The organism is Mesorhizobium hawassense (genome assembly GCF_003289945.1).
In the GTDB taxonomy this organism is placed as follows: Bacteria; Pseudomonadota; Alphaproteobacteria; order Rhizobiales; family Rhizobiaceae; genus Mesorhizobium; species Mesorhizobium hawassense.
Genome location: NZ_QMBP01000017.1, coordinates 19218 through 33768, shown reverse-complemented (window position 1 = coordinate 33768; position 14551 = coordinate 19218). Strand labels below are relative to the sequence as shown.

At 65.1% G+C, this 14551-nt stretch carries 14 protein-coding genes; 7 read left to right on the top strand and 7 right to left on the bottom strand.

Annotation, left to right across the window (positions count from 1 at the left end; translation table 11 throughout):
• Positions 1-2 precede the first annotated feature (2 nt).
• On the bottom strand, positions 3-1832 hold the full coding sequence (locus tag DPM33_RS27580) for an ABC transporter ATP-binding protein/permease (RefSeq protein WP_112100562.1): 1830 nt from the start codon (positions 1830-1832) through the stop codon (positions 3-5).
• Between the two features lie 112 nt (positions 1833-1944).
• Positions 1945-2706, bottom strand: a complete 762-nt coding sequence (locus DPM33_RS27575) for a class I SAM-dependent methyltransferase (RefSeq protein WP_112100561.1) — start codon at positions 2704-2706, stop codon at positions 1945-1947.
• A gap of 98 nt (positions 2707-2804) precedes the next feature.
• Between DPM33_RS27575 and gloB the strand changes: the two genes are divergently transcribed.
• Both gloB and DPM33_RS27565 read left to right on the top strand, forming a co-directional pair.
• Complete coding sequence (gene gloB / locus DPM33_RS27570; protein WP_112100660.1) at positions 2805-3572, top strand: hydroxyacylglutathione hydrolase; 768 nt, start codon at positions 2805-2807, stop codon at positions 3570-3572.
• A gap of 65 nt (positions 3573-3637) precedes the next feature.
• Entirely contained in the window at positions 3638-4069 is a 432-nt protein-coding gene (locus tag DPM33_RS27565) for a cupin domain-containing protein (RefSeq protein WP_112100560.1), read from the top strand.
• Positions 4070-4120: 51 nt separating this feature from the next.
• Here DPM33_RS27565 and DPM33_RS27560 read toward each other — a convergent pair whose 3' ends face one another.
• The 3 genes from DPM33_RS27560 to DPM33_RS27550 form a co-directional block, all read right to left on the bottom strand.
• Positions 4121-4792: a lysoplasmalogenase gene (locus DPM33_RS27560; RefSeq protein ID WP_112100559.1), complete on the bottom strand. Its 672-nt coding sequence runs from the start codon at positions 4790-4792 to the stop codon at positions 4121-4123.
• Entirely contained in the window at positions 4789-5676 is an 888-nt protein-coding gene (yddG, locus tag DPM33_RS27555; RefSeq protein ID WP_112100558.1) for an aromatic amino acid exporter YddG, read from the bottom strand. Before yddG ends, DPM33_RS27560 begins: the two co-directional genes overlap by 4 nt.
• Positions 5677-5785: 109 nt before the next feature.
• On the bottom strand, positions 5786-6577 hold the full coding sequence (locus tag DPM33_RS27550) for a DUF3108 domain-containing protein (RefSeq protein WP_112100557.1): 792 nt from the start codon (positions 6575-6577) through the stop codon (positions 5786-5788).
• Between the two features lie 258 nt (positions 6578-6835).
• Between DPM33_RS27550 and rpmB the strand changes: the two genes are divergently transcribed.
• The 5 genes from rpmB to DPM33_RS27525 all read left to right on the top strand — a co-directional run bounded on the left by rpmB (position 6836) and on the right by DPM33_RS27525 (position 11573).
• Entirely contained in the window at positions 6836-7132 is a 297-nt protein-coding gene (gene rpmB, locus DPM33_RS27545; RefSeq protein WP_112100556.1) for a 50S ribosomal protein L28, read from the top strand.
• 110 nt (positions 7133-7242) lie between these two features.
• Entirely contained in the window at positions 7243-7929 is a 687-nt protein-coding gene (locus tag DPM33_RS27540; protein WP_112100555.1) for a queuosine precursor transporter, read from the top strand.
• Between the two features lie 58 nt (positions 7930-7987).
• Positions 7988-8662 carry a spermidine synthase family protein gene (locus DPM33_RS27535; RefSeq protein ID WP_112100554.1) on the top strand — a complete coding sequence of 225 codons (675 nt, stop codon included), beginning with the start codon at positions 7988-7990 and terminating at the stop codon, positions 8660-8662.
• Positions 8663-8770: 108 nt separating this feature from the next.
• Positions 8771-10546, top strand: a complete 1776-nt coding sequence (locus tag DPM33_RS27530; RefSeq protein ID WP_112100553.1) for a GtrA family protein — start codon at positions 8771-8773, stop codon at positions 10544-10546.
• A gap of 217 nt (positions 10547-10763) precedes the next feature.
• Entirely contained in the window at positions 10764-11573 is an 810-nt protein-coding gene (locus tag DPM33_RS27525; RefSeq protein ID WP_112100659.1) for a hypothetical protein, read from the top strand.
• A 40-nt stretch (positions 11574-11613) separates the two neighbouring features.
• On the opposite strand, the gene DPM33_RS27520 is transcribed toward DPM33_RS27525, so the two are convergent.
• Together DPM33_RS27520 and cobT are read right to left on the bottom strand one after the other, a co-directional pair.
• Positions 11614-12630, bottom strand: a complete 1017-nt coding sequence (locus DPM33_RS27520; protein WP_112100552.1) for an esterase-like activity of phytase family protein — start codon at positions 12628-12630, stop codon at positions 11614-11616.
• Positions 12627-14525 (bottom strand): cobaltochelatase subunit CobT, encoded by a 1899-nt coding sequence (cobT, locus tag DPM33_RS27515; protein WP_112100551.1) that lies wholly within the window; start codon positions 14523-14525, stop codon positions 12627-12629. Before cobT ends, DPM33_RS27520 begins: the two co-directional genes overlap by 4 nt.
• Positions 14526-14551: the final 26 nt, after the last annotated feature.

Sequence of the window (14551 nt, the reverse complement as noted above, 5' to 3'; positions counted from 1 at the left end):
AGCTATTTCTTTTTTCGGCGGGCTGTGGCGGGTGGCGGCTCGATCGCTCCGGCCCGGACACGGGCCGGCTTCAACGCAGGCGCGCCGGTATCCTTCACGATGCTCAGCGCGCGCGGGAAGAACTGAACGTTGTGCAAGCCGCGTCCGATGTTGAGGATGGCGGTCTCCGGCAGGCGCTTTTCCATCATCGCCAGCACCCGCCGCAGCGACGGGCCGTCGAACGCGTCAAGGGCTTCGTCGATGATCACCCATTTCGGCCTGCGCAAGGCGAGCCTGGCGAAGGCCAGTGCCCGTTGTTCGTCATCGCTCAGCTCGCGCTCCCATCGCCTGGGATCGTCGAGATCGGCCGACAGCCGATCGAGGCCGACCTCGGCAAGCACCGCCGCAATCTCGGCATCGCTGGCCGGTGCCTCGCCGTTCGGATGATCGAGAACCTCGCGCAGCGTGCCGGCCGGGAAATACGGCACGCGCGGCACGAAGATGGGGGTCTCGCCGGCCGGCAGCCCGATCCTGCCGCTCCCCCATGGCCACAGGCCGGCAATGGCTCGGAAGAACAACGTCTTGCCGGCGCCCGGCTCGCCGGTGATCATGACACGCTCGCCGGAATGGATTTCGACCTCCGTCTCGGCAAGCTTGGCGCAGCCTTCCGGCGAGGACACCTGAAGCTTGTCGAAGGTCAGGCGGCCATTGGCGTTTTCGCCGAACTGGATGCGTTTTTCCGTGTCATGCAGCGCATCGGTTTCGGTGAGCGCGATGCGGAAGTCCGCCACGCGCATCAGCGTCGCGCGCCAGTCTGCGATGCTGCCGATGTTGTTGATGAACCAGCGCAGCGACGAATGCACCTGGTTGAAGGCGCCGACCGCCATCATCAGCCCGCCAAAGCTGATGTCTCCAGAGAAATAAACCGGCGAGGCCACCAGGATGGGCGCCACGACGGTGATCCAGCCATAGGTATCGGTCACCCAGGACAGGTTGATCTGCGCCGTAAAGATGCGCCGCATGGCGCCCAGCACCGTGCCGAGATCGAGTTCGAGCCGCCGCCTGGCGTCGGGCTCGCCGTGGTAGAGCGCTATGGCGTCGACATTCTCGTTGACCCGCACCATCGAGGAGCGCAGCTCCGCTTCGCGAGTGTAGCGCTCGCTGTTGAGGCTGATCAGCGGGCGCCCGACCAGCCAGCTCAGCCACGAAGCTATGCCGGCATAGAGGAACGCGGCCCACACCATGTAGCCGGGTATCGCCAATGAATAGCCGCCGATGTGGAACACGAAGCCTGAGGACAATTCCCACAGCACGCCGATGAAGGAGACGAGCAGGATGAAGGACTGCAGCAGGCCGACGCCGAGATCCGTCGACAGGTCCGACAAGTGAGCGGCATCCTGCTGCATGCGCTGGTCGGGATTGACGCCGATGGCGCCGGCATTGGCCAGCCGAAAGGCTCGCGCCGGACGCATCCATTGATCGATCAGGTCCAGCGTCAGCGCCTCGCGCAACCGCAAACGGATCATCTGGTTGAGCCAGGTCTGGCCGATATTGAGCACCAGAAGGCCGCCGGCGATCATCGCGAAGACGAGAAGCTGGTGCAGGAAGTCCGCCATGTCGCGCCGCGCCAGGGCATCGTAGAAAGGCTGGTTCCAGCGGTTGAGCAGAACCTGCCCGATCGAGGTTGCGATAATGACCGCCACGATGCCGATCGAGACCCAGGCAAGCTGCCGGCGCACCGGCGAGGATCTCAGCCCATGCCTGATCGTCGCCACCTGGTCGGCGAGGCTGCTTGCCTCGACCGAGACAGCAGCCTTTTGCGGGGCCGGCTTTTTATCGGTCTGGTCGTCCATAGAGGATATTCCTGATTTGCGCGGCGGTCATGAGCACCGCGCTGAGCGGGCATGCCCCAGATAGGGTGACGATCGCTGCGCGATGCAAGGCGCGGCCGCGATCACGAACGCGTCACTTGGCCGGGCGCGGCGTCGACCGCCGGCCAAGCCGCGTCGCGCCCTGCGGCGAGAAGACCGGCACGAAGACGCGGCGCGAGGTGCGCTGCGCAACCGGCACGCCCTGGTAGAGCCGCTTCTGCGCCTCGACGACGATGACGCCGGAAAAGATCGGCCAGAACCGCCGGCCGGCCCGCTCCAGCACATTGTGGAACCGCATCATGAAACGTCGCGGCGACGGCGGGAAGAACAGCGCGTCGCTCCATGTCGCCGGGGTGAAATTCGCTTCGCGAAGCAGCTCGGTAAGCTGGCCGCGAGAGAACGGCCTACCGTTGCCGAAGGGCGTATGCTCGAACCGCGCCCAGACGCCACGCCGGTTGGGCACGACGATGACGACCCGCCCCGCCGGCGACAGCACGCGCCAGATCTCGTTCAGCGTCTCGCGCGGGTTTTCGGCATGTTCGAGCGAATGCACCAGGAGCACGCGGTCGATGCAGGAATCGACCAGCGGCAGTTCCTCGTCGAAGACCAGAGCCGTCGCCGTCGGCCCCGACGCCGGCCACACCACCGCACCTTGCGTTGCCGGCATGAAGGCGAAGACGCGCTCGGCATCCGTGCCGAAGCGTTCCAGCCATGGCAGCGTGTAGCCGAGGCCGACCAGCCGCTCGTTGGGCACGGTTGCCCATATGGACGACAGCGCCATGGTGATCGAACGCTCGGCCAGATGCCCGAGCGTGGTCGAGTAGAAGGAGCGCAGATCGACGATATCCGAATGCATGCGCGGGACGGTAGCCGCGATAAATGCCAAGTTCAATAAACGCGGATGACATCGGCGACTCGCCGCCCTATGTCTGCGGCGACCAGAGGAGATATGTCGTGCCCGTCGAAATCGAGCAGTTCATGTGCCGCACCGACAATTTCGGCGTGCTGGTTCACGATCCCGGAAGCGGGCGGACCGCGATCATCGACGCGCCGGAAGAGGCGCCGATCCTGGCGGCGATCAAACGCACCGGCTGGGCGCCGACATTGATCCTCACCACGCATCATCATGCCGATCATGTCGAAGCCAATCTGGCGCTGAAGGAACGCTTCAAGCTGCGCATCGTGGGCCCGGAGGCCGAGAAGGCAAAAATCCCCGGCATCGACGAGACGGTGAGCCAAGGCTCGGTCGTGCGCCTTGGCGAGGAGCGGATCGAGGTCATCGAGACGCCCGGCCATACTGCCGGCCACGTCTCCTACCATCTGCCGGCCTCGAAGGTGGCCTTCACCGCCGACACGCTGTTTGCGCTGGGCTGTGGCCGCCTGTTCGAATGCAAGCCGCCGGTGATGTATGACTCGCTGAAGAAGCTGGCGGCGCTGCCGGCGGAAACCGCCATTTATTGCGGCCACGAATACACTTTGGCCAATGCCCGATTTGCGGTGACGGTCGATCCGAGCAACCCGGCGCTGAAGCAGCGCGCGGCAAGGATCGAGGCGCTGCGCGCCGACAACAAGCCGACGCTGCCGACGACCATCGGTGAGGAACTGTCGACCAACCCGTTCCTGCGCTGGCACGATCCGGCGATCCGTAAGCATCTCGGCATGGAGAAGGCCTCGGACGCCGAGGTGTTCGCCGAGATCCGCAAGCGCAAGGATAATTTCTGATGCATGTCGCCCAAAAGTGTGCAGCGGTTTTGGGATAACGACATGCATCTAGACCAAGAATGCGAATGACCACCAGCGCCGCCGAGATCATCGCAACGCTAGCCCTCGAACCGCATCCCGAGGGCGGCTGGTATGCCGAGACGTTTCGCGACGCCGTCGGCGGCCCGCGCGGTCATTCGACCGCGATCTACTTCCTGCTCGAGCAGGGCCAGCTATCGGCCTGGCATCGGGTAAAGGACGCGGCCGAGGTCTGGCACTTCCATGCCGGCGCGCCGCTGGCGCTGTCGATGCATGAGAACGGTTCAGGCAGCGTCATCGAACAGGTGCTGGGCACAGCCCTTGCCGCGGGTGAGCGGCCGCAGATCGTCGTGCCGGCCGGCTGGTGGCAGTCGGCGCGCAGCCTCGGCGAATGGACGCTGGTCGGCTGCACGGTGGCGCCGGGCTTCGATTTCGCCGCCTTCGAGCTGGCCGAGCCGGGCTGGCAGCCGAAAGCATGATCCCAAAAAGTGGCCGCCGGTTTTTGGGGAAGATCATGGCACTCAAAAGGCCTAGCTCAACAAGAAGCCCAGCGTGATCGCCAGCTGGGCGGCGTAGTAAAGCACCCAGACGGCGTAGCGCATCCACACGCGATGCGGCGAGATCGCCGCGAGCAGGAAGCGCTCGGCGGCCAGCAGCCCGTCGGAGGCGATGAACAACACCGCGCCGGTAATCACCAAGGGAGCGTTGGTCGTAAGGGCCGAAATGCCCATCGCCAAGATCGCCGCGACATAGACGGCGATCGGGATGCGCAGTTGCGGTCCGACGCGGCGCCAGAGCGCGGCAAGCATGACGATGCTGAACGCGGCCATGGCCAAAGCGATGGTGCCCCGCCAGGCATCGGCGCGCAACAGGCCGAGCCCGCCGCCTGCCTGTACGAACAGCGCGACATAGGCGATGTGGGCGGCGAGAAAGCTCGCCAGCCCGCCGAGAAAAGCCTTTTCTCCGTCGCGCGACAAAAAGGCGTCGCCGACGGTGCTCAAGCCCAGCGCCGTGACAAGCAGCAGCGGACCACCCTGCATCGCGGCAAGCACGGCCAGAATGGCGACGGCCGCCGTCTTTGCCGCCGTCCGCGTCCATTTCGGCGGCATGTCGAGCGCCAAGGCGTAGATCACAGCCGCGACGAACGAAAACACGAGCGTCGCGTTGGCGTTGGCCTCGATGCCGCCCGGGAACGGCATCATGCGTTCACCTCTTTGGCCACCGGCCTGCGCATCAGCAGCGACTTCGCCGCGAGTGCCGCACCGCCGGTGATGAGCACGCAGGCGGCGAGAATACGCAACGACGGCTCGGCGACGCCGGCGGCGATCAGCACCAGCGTCGACAGAAGCGGCGCGGCATAGCTCGCCGCGCCCAGCACCTGGATGTTGCCGCGCTTGACGCCGATGTCCCAGGCATAGAAGGCCGCGCCCACCGGCATCAGGCCGAGCCCGATGACGGCGAGCCATTGTCCGGGACCGTCCGGCAGCACCGTCTTCTCGAGCAGCAGGTGGCAGACCAGCGAAAGCACTGACGTCGCCGCGCAGAACCAAGTTACGATCGAGGTCGGCACCGATGGAAAGCGTCGCGACAAGAGCGAATAGGCCGACCACAAAAGCGCGCAGACTGCTGCCATCGCATAGCCGAAGGCATAGCGCGCATCGAAAGCCAACCCGCCGCCCTTGGTGACGATCAGGAAGGTGCCGGCAAGGCCGAGCAACGCGCCGGCGACATGGTTCCAGGCCAGCCGCTCGCCGGGCATCAGCGCCGAGCCGAGCACGATCAGCAGCGGCCACAGATAGGCGATCAGGCTCGCCTCGACCGCCGGCGCGTTGCGCAGCGCCGTGAAGTAGAAGAAATGGTAGCCGAACAGCCCGGCTATGCCGATCACCCAGACCTGCGGCGGGATCTTCTGGCTCCTGTCCGGTGCCGGCATCGCCAGTCGCGCCGCAAGGCCGATACAAGTGCCGATGGCGAAGGTGATGGCCGACAACAGGAACGGCGGCACCTGGCCCGAGGCGTCGGTGAGCAACGCCAGCAGCGCCCACATGGCGACCGCCGAAAACCCGATCAGTGTTGCGCGCCCCATCCATTCCCCCCGGCGGGGCGCCGTGGCGCCTCGAGCAATTCCAGGAAAAGTAGCCCAGCGGTTAGGCTCGGCGACCAGCCGCAGCTTTCCGGAATTGCGTGAAACTGACTTAATTCACCGCTTCAAATCGTCCGGCGCTGATGGTCAGGGGACCGATCTGGGTCCCGACCGTGGCACGGATCGGCGCATATACGCCGGATTGGCCGACCGGTGCAAACGTCACCAGCATGCGGCTCTTGTTCTTGAGGTAGTTCAGCGCCTTGCGGCCCTTGCGGTAGCCCGCCACAGGCTCGAAGCCCATCTTGCAGGTCACCGTGTCGCCCTTGTAGCCCGGCACCGAGATCGAACCCTTGGAGGCATAGGTCAAGCTCAGGTCGGCGCGCATTTCGCCGTCGTAGAACTTCACCGTGCGTCCGCAGACCTTGTCCAGGCTGTCGGCGTGGATCACGGTCGCCGCCATCGGATCGAGCACGGATTTCAGGTCTGCGTCACCGACCGGCACCCAACTCTTCGGATCACGCGTGCCCGGCGCGGGAATGACTTGCGTGGAGGTGACGGCGCCATTGTTGAAGCGGATGTCGACCATCGAGGCTTTCTTGCCGGACGTATAGTCGGCCCTGAACACCTGCGGCGTCATCCTCGTGTCGGAAATGGTGCCTTTCGACGAAATCGTGCCTTTCGTGTCGTCGAACAGCCTGCCGAGCCCGGCGGCGGAGACGGTGCCGTTGATGGCGTAGGTGTTGCCCTCGTAGCGGCTGGAGAAGGTCGCCCTGGCGATCGACAGACCGAGATACGACACCGTGTATTCGCCCTTGAAGGACCGCGGCGAGGCCGCGGCGAAGCTTGTTGCCGGCACGGCAAGGGCAAGCAGGCTGGCAAGTGCATGAGATGGACGGAGCATGGCGGTTGGCGAATCCCTGGCGGTTAGGCCGGAACGTGGAGGCTCCAGCCTGGCATATCCCTTCGCCAAGGGCTTATAGTGTAAAATCCGGCCTTTATGTGAAGCATGCGTGACAACTGGCGGCGTGCCGGAGCTTGACGCAGTGGTGAAATGCCACTATGGAACGCCAACTTTTCCAAAGGCCGCCTGACCGAGACCGCGCGCCGCCCGGCGCGGGCAGACTGGTTTGGCAGGTTTAGAAACTGAAGGTTAGACAAGATGTCCCGCACCTGCGAACTCACTGCCAAGGCAGTTCAGACCGGCAACAATGTGAGCCACGCCAACAACAAGACCAAGCGTCGCTTCCTGCCGAACCTGGTCAATGTGACGCTGATTTCCGAAGCGCTGAACCAGAACGTTCGCCTGCGCATTTCGGCCAACGCGCTGCGTTCGGTCGAGCACCGTGGCGGCCTCGACGCCTTCCTGGCCAAGGCCGACGTCAAGGAACTGTCGCAGCGCGCTCGTCTGCTCAAGAAGCAGATCGCCAAAAGACTTGCCGAGCAGTCGGCCGCTTAAGCAGCTATCAGGCGGGGGACGACCGCCTCGAGCACCGGCCAGACCGGTGCTCGGAATGAGAGCGAGCGTCGGCGTGACGCTCGGCTGGTTCCATTACCCAGGATAAAAAAATGAATTTCCTGACACGATACCTGCCCTTCGTGGCCGCCATGGCGCTTGTCGTCGTGGCCTCCAATATCCTCGTGCAGTTCCCGATGCAGGGCCAGGTCGGCAGCCTGGCGCTGGCGGACGTGCTCACCTGGGGCGCCTTCACCTATCCCTTCTCCTTCCTGGTCACCGACCTCGCCAACCGCCGCTACGGCCCGGCCGTGGCGCGCAAGGTGGTGTTCGTCGGCTTCATGACGGCGGTGATCTGCTCGATCCTGGTCCCGCCCTTCCTGTTTCGCCATGGCCTGATCGAATTCGAGACCGCCGCCGACCGGCTGGTGCGTATCGCCGCTGCCTCCGGCGCTGCCTTCCTCACCGCGCAACTGCTCGACGTTACCGTCTTCAACCGGCTGCGCCGGCAGAGCTGGTGGCGCGCGCCGATCGTCGGCACGCTGGTCGGCTCGGTGTTCGACACCGTCGTTTTCTTCGGCGTCGCCTTTGCCGCCGCCTTCGCCTTTGCCGGCCCCAATGACGGCTTTGCGCTGGAGACGGCGCCGCTGATGGGCGTGCTGCCGGTCGAGACCATGCGCTGGGTGTCCTGGGCGCTTGGCGATCTCTCGGTGAAGCTGATCATCGCCGTGGTGGCGTTGATCCCCTACCGGCTGCTCGCCACCCGCTGGAGCCAGCCGGCAATTGCGGCTAGAGCATGATCCCAAAAAGTGGGACCCGGTTTTTGGAAAAGATCATGCTCAAACCAAAAGATAGACCGTGATTCCTTGGGTCCAGCTCGACTCAGCCCGCACGCCCGATGGCGGCCAGGAACTGCGCCTGAAGCAGCGCGGCACTGAATTCTCGATCATGCTGGGCACCAATGAGCTGATGAACAGCCGCCTCAGCGGTTCCGAGGAGGCGCTCGCCAGGCTTTCCTGCGAGCGGATCGCCGGCCGCAAGCAGCCAAGGGTCCTCATCGGCGGGCTCGGCATGGGCTTCACCTTGCGCGCCGCGCTCGCCGCGCTGGACGGCGACGCCGCCGTCACTGTTGCCGAACTTGTCCCCGCGGTGGTCGCCTGGGCGCTCGGCCCGATGTCGACGATCTTCGACGGCTGCCTCGACGATCCCCGCGTCGCCATCCGCGAGGCCGATGTCGGTCAGATGATAAGGGCGGAGAATGCCGCCTGGGACGCCATCTTGCTCGATGTCGACAATGGCCCCGAAGGCATCGTCTACAAGGGCAACGATTCGCTCTATGACGCGGCCGGCCTGGCGGCCGCACGTGCCGCAATGAAACCCGGCGGCGTGCTGGCGGTCTGGTCGCAGGGACCGGACAGCGGCTTCACGCGGCGACTGAAGCGGGCTGGCTTCGCGGTCGAGGAGATCAACACGCGGGCCCGCGGCAAGCGCGGCGTCCGCCACGTCATCTGGGTTGCGACCAAGACGCTGTGATCTGGATCGCAGCCAAAGGGACTGTGATCTGGATGGCGCAACGGCTTTACGGTTTGTTACGCCCCTTGGTGCAGGATCGCGAAAACTCTCCAGGGCATCGCGACCAGCATGACCGTGCCAGCCACCGGTTGGAAAAATGATCTCCTGCTTGCGTTGTGCGCCACGCTGGTGGCGCTGACGATCAACGCGGTTTCCGGTTTTCCGACGCTCCGCGATTATGGCGCGGACAATGACAGCATGCTGCGGCTGGTCGAGGTCCGCGACTTGCTCGCCGGCCAGAGTTGGTTCGATCTCCACCAATACAGGATGGGCGCGGCGGGCGGCTTCGTCATGCACTGGTCGCGGCTGGTCGATACGCCGCTCGCGCTGATCGTCGTCGCCTTCGATGCGCTGGGCGCCAGCACCGCCACCGCCGAGCGGGCCGCGCAGATCATCTGGCCGACCTTGCTCTACGGGCTGACCATCTTCGTGCTCATACGTGCCTCGCAGCGCTTCGCCGGCGCCAATGTGGCGATGCCGGCTGTCATCCTGTCGACGGCTGGCCTTTTCTTCCTGGTGATCTACAGCCCGGGCGTGATCGATCACCATAATGTCCAGCTGCTGCTGACGGCGGCCTGCCTGTGGCTTCTGATGGAAGCGCCCGCCTGGCGGCCCGCAGCCCTGCTTTCAGGCATTTGCGCCGGCCTGACGCTCGCCGTCGGCATGGAGACCGCTCCTTATGTGGCGGTGTTCGGCATCTGTGCCGCTGTCCTGTTCATCCTCGACGACAAGGAGCGTGTCACAGCACGCGGCTTCGGCCTCGGATTTGCCGGCGTTGCCTCCCTGGTCTTCGTCGCGACCGTCCGGCCGGCCGACTGGGGCGTCACCCAGTGCGACGCCTTCTCGTCCTTCCAGTTTGCGGTTGCGGCACTTTCCGGCTTCGGCCTCGCGATCGCCACCGCGTTGACCGCATCGACGGCGCGGGCGCGGCTGGCTTCAATGCTGGCGCTGGCGGTGGTGGTCGCGGCCGTCGCGATCATGTTCTTCCCGCAATGCCTGGGATCGCCCTATGCGGCGATGAACGAGCGCGTCCGCACCTATTGGCTGAACGACGTGGTCGAAGCCCAGCCCTTCTGGAGCGTCGCGGTCCACCAGCCGAAGCTGATGGCGGCGCGCTATGTGACGCCCTTCATCGCCATCCTGCTGATCGGCCTGCAGCTGCGCTGCCGTCGCCTGCGCCGTGAGGAGATTCTCGCCGCCATCCTGCTCGTCGTCGCCTTCGCCGTCAGCCTCTGGCAGGTGCGCGGCTCGACCTTCTCCGTCGCCTTCGCCGTGCTGCCGCTCTCGGCCTGGATTGCGAAGATCCGTCTCAGGGCGAGCGCCGCGCCCTCATGGCGCGTCTCCACCGGCATCGTCATGGCGTGGCTGATCTCGCTCAACGCCACCTGGGCCGGGGTCGCGGTGGCGGCGCAGTCCGTGGTCCAAAAGGCGCCGCAACGGATCAATTCCGATCCCGACCATGCCGTGACCTGCGGCAAGCCAGCCGACTTCCGCGATCTTGCCGCCATGCCGGCAACGACGGTGCTTGCCTCGTCAAATCTCGGTTCGGGAATATTGATGTTCACCGGCCACCGGGCACTGGCCGGCCCCTATCACCGCAATGTCGGCGGCAACCTCGCCATGCTCGACGCCTTCATGGGAACGCCGGACGCCGCCCGCGCCGTCATCGGGCGCGAGCATGTCGGGCTGATCGCGATCTGCCGCGGCAACACGGAAGAGATATCGCTGGGGCTGGACGCGCCCAAGGGTCTTGTCGCCGGGTTGCTGCGAGGCGACGTGCCGGAATGGCTCGAGCTCGACCGTTCGACCGCGGGAAAGCCGATCGAGATCTACAAGGTTCGTTGAATATCGGCCCGCGGCATCGGCAATAGCGCCCTTTGCAACGCATTCGCCTGGAAGTGTCGCGACGCATACCCGTTTCGTGATGCAGAAAACCCCGACTGGAACCAGACGGATGGATTGTTGCAATCCAGCCTCTGCTTTGGTTAGCATTCGCTCCGGGCAGCGATATATGTATCCGAGAAATTTGGATTCGGGGTTTTAGATTGGGGGAAGGATGTCCATGTCGGCCATAGACGGCGCGGCGGCGCCAGCATCGGTCACGCAAACGCTGCAGCATGTCGTCTCCCACATGGTGGAAGCCGTGAACCGCGCCGCGTTCGTGGAATTGCCTTTCTGGCATCTGGAAATGACGGACGTTTTCCCGGCGGACCTTTATCTGCGCATGCGCGCCGCCATGCCCGAAGCGCGCGAATATCGCGCGCTCAAGGGGCGCAACAATGTGAACATCAAGGCCGACGGAACCGCAACGCGGATCAAGATCGACCTCTACCCGGAATATATCCGCCATCTGCCCAGCGAGAAACGCGCTGTCTGGGCTTTGGTCGGCAAGGCGTTGCACACGCCGGAGCTGAAAGACGCGTTCATGCGCCGCCTTGCCCCGGGCCTGGAGCGCCGGTTCGGCACGGACTTCATGAAAGTCGGCATGTATCCGGTGCCGATGCTGACGCGCGACGTGGCGGGCTACAAGATCGGCTTCCACACCGACACGAAATGGAAGGGCATCACCGTCCAGTTCTATCTGCCGGAAGACGACAGCATCAACCACATCGGCACGCGCTTCGCCCAGCGCAGGCCGGATGGGCGTTTCGAGAATTCGCACCGCATGTCGTTTTCTCCGAACACCGGCTACGCTTTCGCGGTCGGCACCGACACCTGGCACGCGGTCGATACCGTCGGACCGGAGGTCCGCACGCGCGACAGCATCCTTCACACCTATTTCGTCGACAACACCGCGACGCTCAAGATCCGCAACCGAAGCAAGCGCGCGGCCAATTTCGTGATGAACGAGGTCCGGCACGTCGGGCGGTAACCCGCCTGCGGGACACTTGCCGACGGCGTTACCGAAGCGGTCAATCCTGGTGCAGGATGAATTCCAGATAAAGGTTGCGCTGCAGGATCGAGTGGTTGTCGTCGGAGATCAGCGACACCATCAGCGCGCCGTCGTCGCGGGTCCAGACGTCGAGCCCTTCCATATTGTCGATCTGGTAGCTCATATCGGCCTCTATCAGCACCGGCCCGTCGGCGACCGCGCCCTTCTCGACGCTTTCGCCATAGATGCGCCGCAGCCGCATCTTGCCCCCCCGCGCGATCGAAAAGCTACGCTCCAGAAGCAGCAGGTCGCCGTCCGGCAGGAACGCGCCGTCGGTGATGTCGAAATCGCCGTTGCGCTTGACGGTGAAGACGCCCTTATGCGGCCCTTCGATGATGGCGGCATAGACGTTGCCTGACTTGTCGAGGCTCCTTTCCGAGACCACGACCAGCCCGCCCTCGTGCTGCCCGTAAGGATTGGCGTGGGTGACCGTCTCGAAGCCGCGGTTCTGGCGCAGCTCCCTGGCGGGAACCAGATAGTCGAGCTGCCGGATCGGCGCTTTCATGTTGTCGGGATCGATCTTGAACTGGGCGACGCGCTGGTCGCGTTCGAAGCCGACGGTGGCGATGCCGTCCTTGACCGCAAGGCCTTCCGCATCGACCTCCCACTTCTTGTCGATCGGCTGGCCCGAGGCGTCGACCATCTGCTGCATGCGGAAATTCGACACGCCCGACGGGCGTTTGCCGGCGTCATGCGTGATCGTGCCGAAGAACCAGAAGCCGGTGTCGGCGACGCCGATGAAGTCGCTGCCCGGCTTCAGGAAGCGCAGCGCCGACAGCGCGCCGAAATCGCGCGCCAGCGAGGTCATCTCCAGCCCGCCGACGAATTCGAGCGGCCCGAATCGCGTCTCGTCATGGCCGATATGAAACTGGCTGATCGGCCGCGCCGAAATCTCGACGGCCTCGACGGGGGCGCGCTGGGCGGCGACGGCCGGCGAGACGCAGGCCAGCATGCCGGCGAGAAGCGTCCGCCGCGCACGCCGCCCCGCAAAGGTCATCCGGCGCGCCTGAAGCCACCGCGTCGCGTGTCGCGCGCGCTTTCCTCGCCGAACAGCGAAGCGAGCTGCTCGGTCATGGCGCCGGCCAGTTCCTCGGCATCGACGATGGTGACGGCGCGGCGATAATAGCGCGTGACGTCATGGCCGATGCCTATGGCGAGCAACTCGACCGGCGAACGCGTCTCGATCAGTTCGATGATGGCGCGCAGGTGGCGCTCCAGATAGTTGCCGGGGTTGACCGAGAGCGTGGAATCGTCGACCGGCGCGCCGTCCGAGATCATCATCAGGATCTTGCGCTGCTCCGGCCGCGCGATCAGCCGGCTATGCGCCCAAAGCAGCGCCTCGCCGTCGATGTTTTCCTTGAGCAGGCCCTCGCGCATCATCAGCCCGAGATTGCGCCGCGCGCGACGCCACGGATGGTCGGCGGATTTGTAGATGATGTGGCGCAGATCGTTGAGCCGTCCGGGATTCGGCGGCTTGCCGTCCTTCAGCCACTTCTCGCGCGCCTGTCCGCCCTTCCAGGCGCGGGTGGTGAAGCCGAGGATCTCCACGGAAACGCCGCAGCGCTCCAGCGTGCGCGCCAGGATGTCGGCGCAGGTCGCGGCGACCGTGATCGGCCGACCGCGCATCGAGCCCGAATTGTCGAGCACCAGCGACACCACCGTGTCGCGGAACTTGGTGTCGCGCTCCTGCTTGAAGGATAGCGGCTGCATCGGATCGATGACGACGCGCACCAGGCGGGCCGGATCGAGATAGCCTTCCTCCAGGTCGAAATCCCAGGAGCGGTTCTGCTGCGCCATCAGCCGGCGCTGCAGCCGGTTGGCCAGCCGCCCGACGACGCCGGAGAGATTGGCGAGTTGCTTGTCGAGGAAGGCGCGCAACCGGTCGAGCTCCTCTTCCTCGCACAGATCCTCGGCGCCCACCGTCTCGTCGAAGGCGGTGGTGAAGACCTTGTAGTCGATTTCCTTCGGCAAATTGAGGAACGGATTGTCGTTGCGCTTGGCCTCGCCCGGCGTCTCGGCGTCGGCATCGTCCTCATCCGAGAGGTCGTCGGAGGTGGCGTCGGTCGCTTCCGTCTCGGCCGATTCTTCCTCGTCGGCCGAGGCTTCGGCATCTTCCGACTGTGACTGCTCGGAGCCGGAATCGTCCTCACCGCCTTCCTCGCTCTGTTCCTCGCCCTGCTGCTCGTTCTCTTCGTTTTCCTCGGTGTCGTCCGTTTCCTGGTCGTCGCCGAGCTCCTCGGCCATCTCCATGGAAACGAGCATGTCGCGCACGACGCGGGCAAAGGCCTGCTGGTCGTCGAGCTTGGCCGACAGGCCGTCGAGATCGCCACTGGCCTTCTCCTCGACCCACGGGCGCCAGAGGTCGACCAGCCGCTCGCCGCTCTTCGGCACGGGCCGTCCGGTGAGTTTTTCGCGCACGATCAGCGCGATCGCTTCCTCGAGCGGCGCGTCGGCCTTGTCCCTGACGTCGACGAGGTTCGCCTTGGTATATTTGTCCTCGAGCATCGAGCCGATATTGTCGGCCACGCCCTGCATGGCGCGGCTGCCGATCGCCTCGACGCGCGCCTGTTCGACGGCGTCATAGATCGCCCGCGCCAGCTTGCCTTCCGGCGCCAGCTTGTTGTGGATGCGCTGATCGTGACAGGCGCGCTTCAGCGCCATGGAGTCGCCCAGGCCGCGCGTGATCGCGATGTCATTGCGGGAAGCCTTCTTCGGCAGTTCGGGCAGGCGGGCGCGGTTGCCGGCCAGCGCCGGCCGGTCCTTGGCGAAACCGACCTCGAGGTCCTTGTCGCCGGCGACGGCGCGCATGCACACGGTCACGGCGCGCTTGAAGCTGTCGGCTTCAGACCCGTTCCTCGGCTTGTTGCGCGTGTTGTCGCCTGGACCCGCCATTGATCATTCCCTGCGCGATTGACGCT

Excerpts from the sequence above, each read along its gene's own strand:
- DPM33_RS27520 (WP_112100552.1), bottom strand. The coding sequence starts at position 12,630 with ATGACCTTTGCGGGGCGGCGTGCGCGGCGGACGCTTCTCGCCGGCATG.
- DPM33_RS27540 (WP_112100555.1), top strand. The coding sequence starts at position 7,243 with ATGAATTTCCTGACACGATACCTGCCCTTCGTGGCCGCCATGGCGCTT.
- DPM33_RS27560 (WP_112100559.1), bottom strand. The coding sequence starts at position 4,792 with ATGATGCCGTTCCCGGGCGGCATCGAGGCCAACGCCAACGCGACGCTC.
- DPM33_RS27550 (WP_112100557.1), bottom strand. The coding sequence starts at position 6,577 with ATGCTCCGTCCATCTCATGCACTTGCCAGCCTGCTTGCCCTTGCCGTG.
- rpmB (WP_112100556.1), top strand. The coding sequence starts at position 6,836 with ATGTCCCGCACCTGCGAACTCACTGCCAAGGCAGTTCAGACCGGCAAC.
- DPM33_RS27580 (WP_112100562.1), bottom strand. The coding sequence starts at position 1,832 with ATGGACGACCAGACCGATAAAAAGCCGGCCCCGCAAAAGGCTGCTGTC.
- DPM33_RS27525 (WP_112100659.1), top strand. The coding sequence starts at position 10,764 with ATGTCGGCCATAGACGGCGCGGCGGCGCCAGCATCGGTCACGCAAACG.
- cobT (WP_112100551.1), bottom strand. The coding sequence starts at position 14,525 with ATGGCGGGTCCAGGCGACAACACGCGCAACAAGCCGAGGAACGGGTCT.
- DPM33_RS27575 (WP_112100561.1), bottom strand. The coding sequence starts at position 2,706 with ATGCATTCGGATATCGTCGATCTGCGCTCCTTCTACTCGACCACGCTC.
- DPM33_RS27530 (WP_112100553.1), top strand. The coding sequence starts at position 8,771 with ATGACCGTGCCAGCCACCGGTTGGAAAAATGATCTCCTGCTTGCGTTG.
- DPM33_RS27565 (WP_112100560.1), top strand. The coding sequence starts at position 3,638 with ATGACCACCAGCGCCGCCGAGATCATCGCAACGCTAGCCCTCGAACCG.
- yddG (WP_112100558.1), bottom strand. The coding sequence starts at position 5,676 with ATGGGGCGCGCAACACTGATCGGGTTTTCGGCGGTCGCCATGTGGGCG.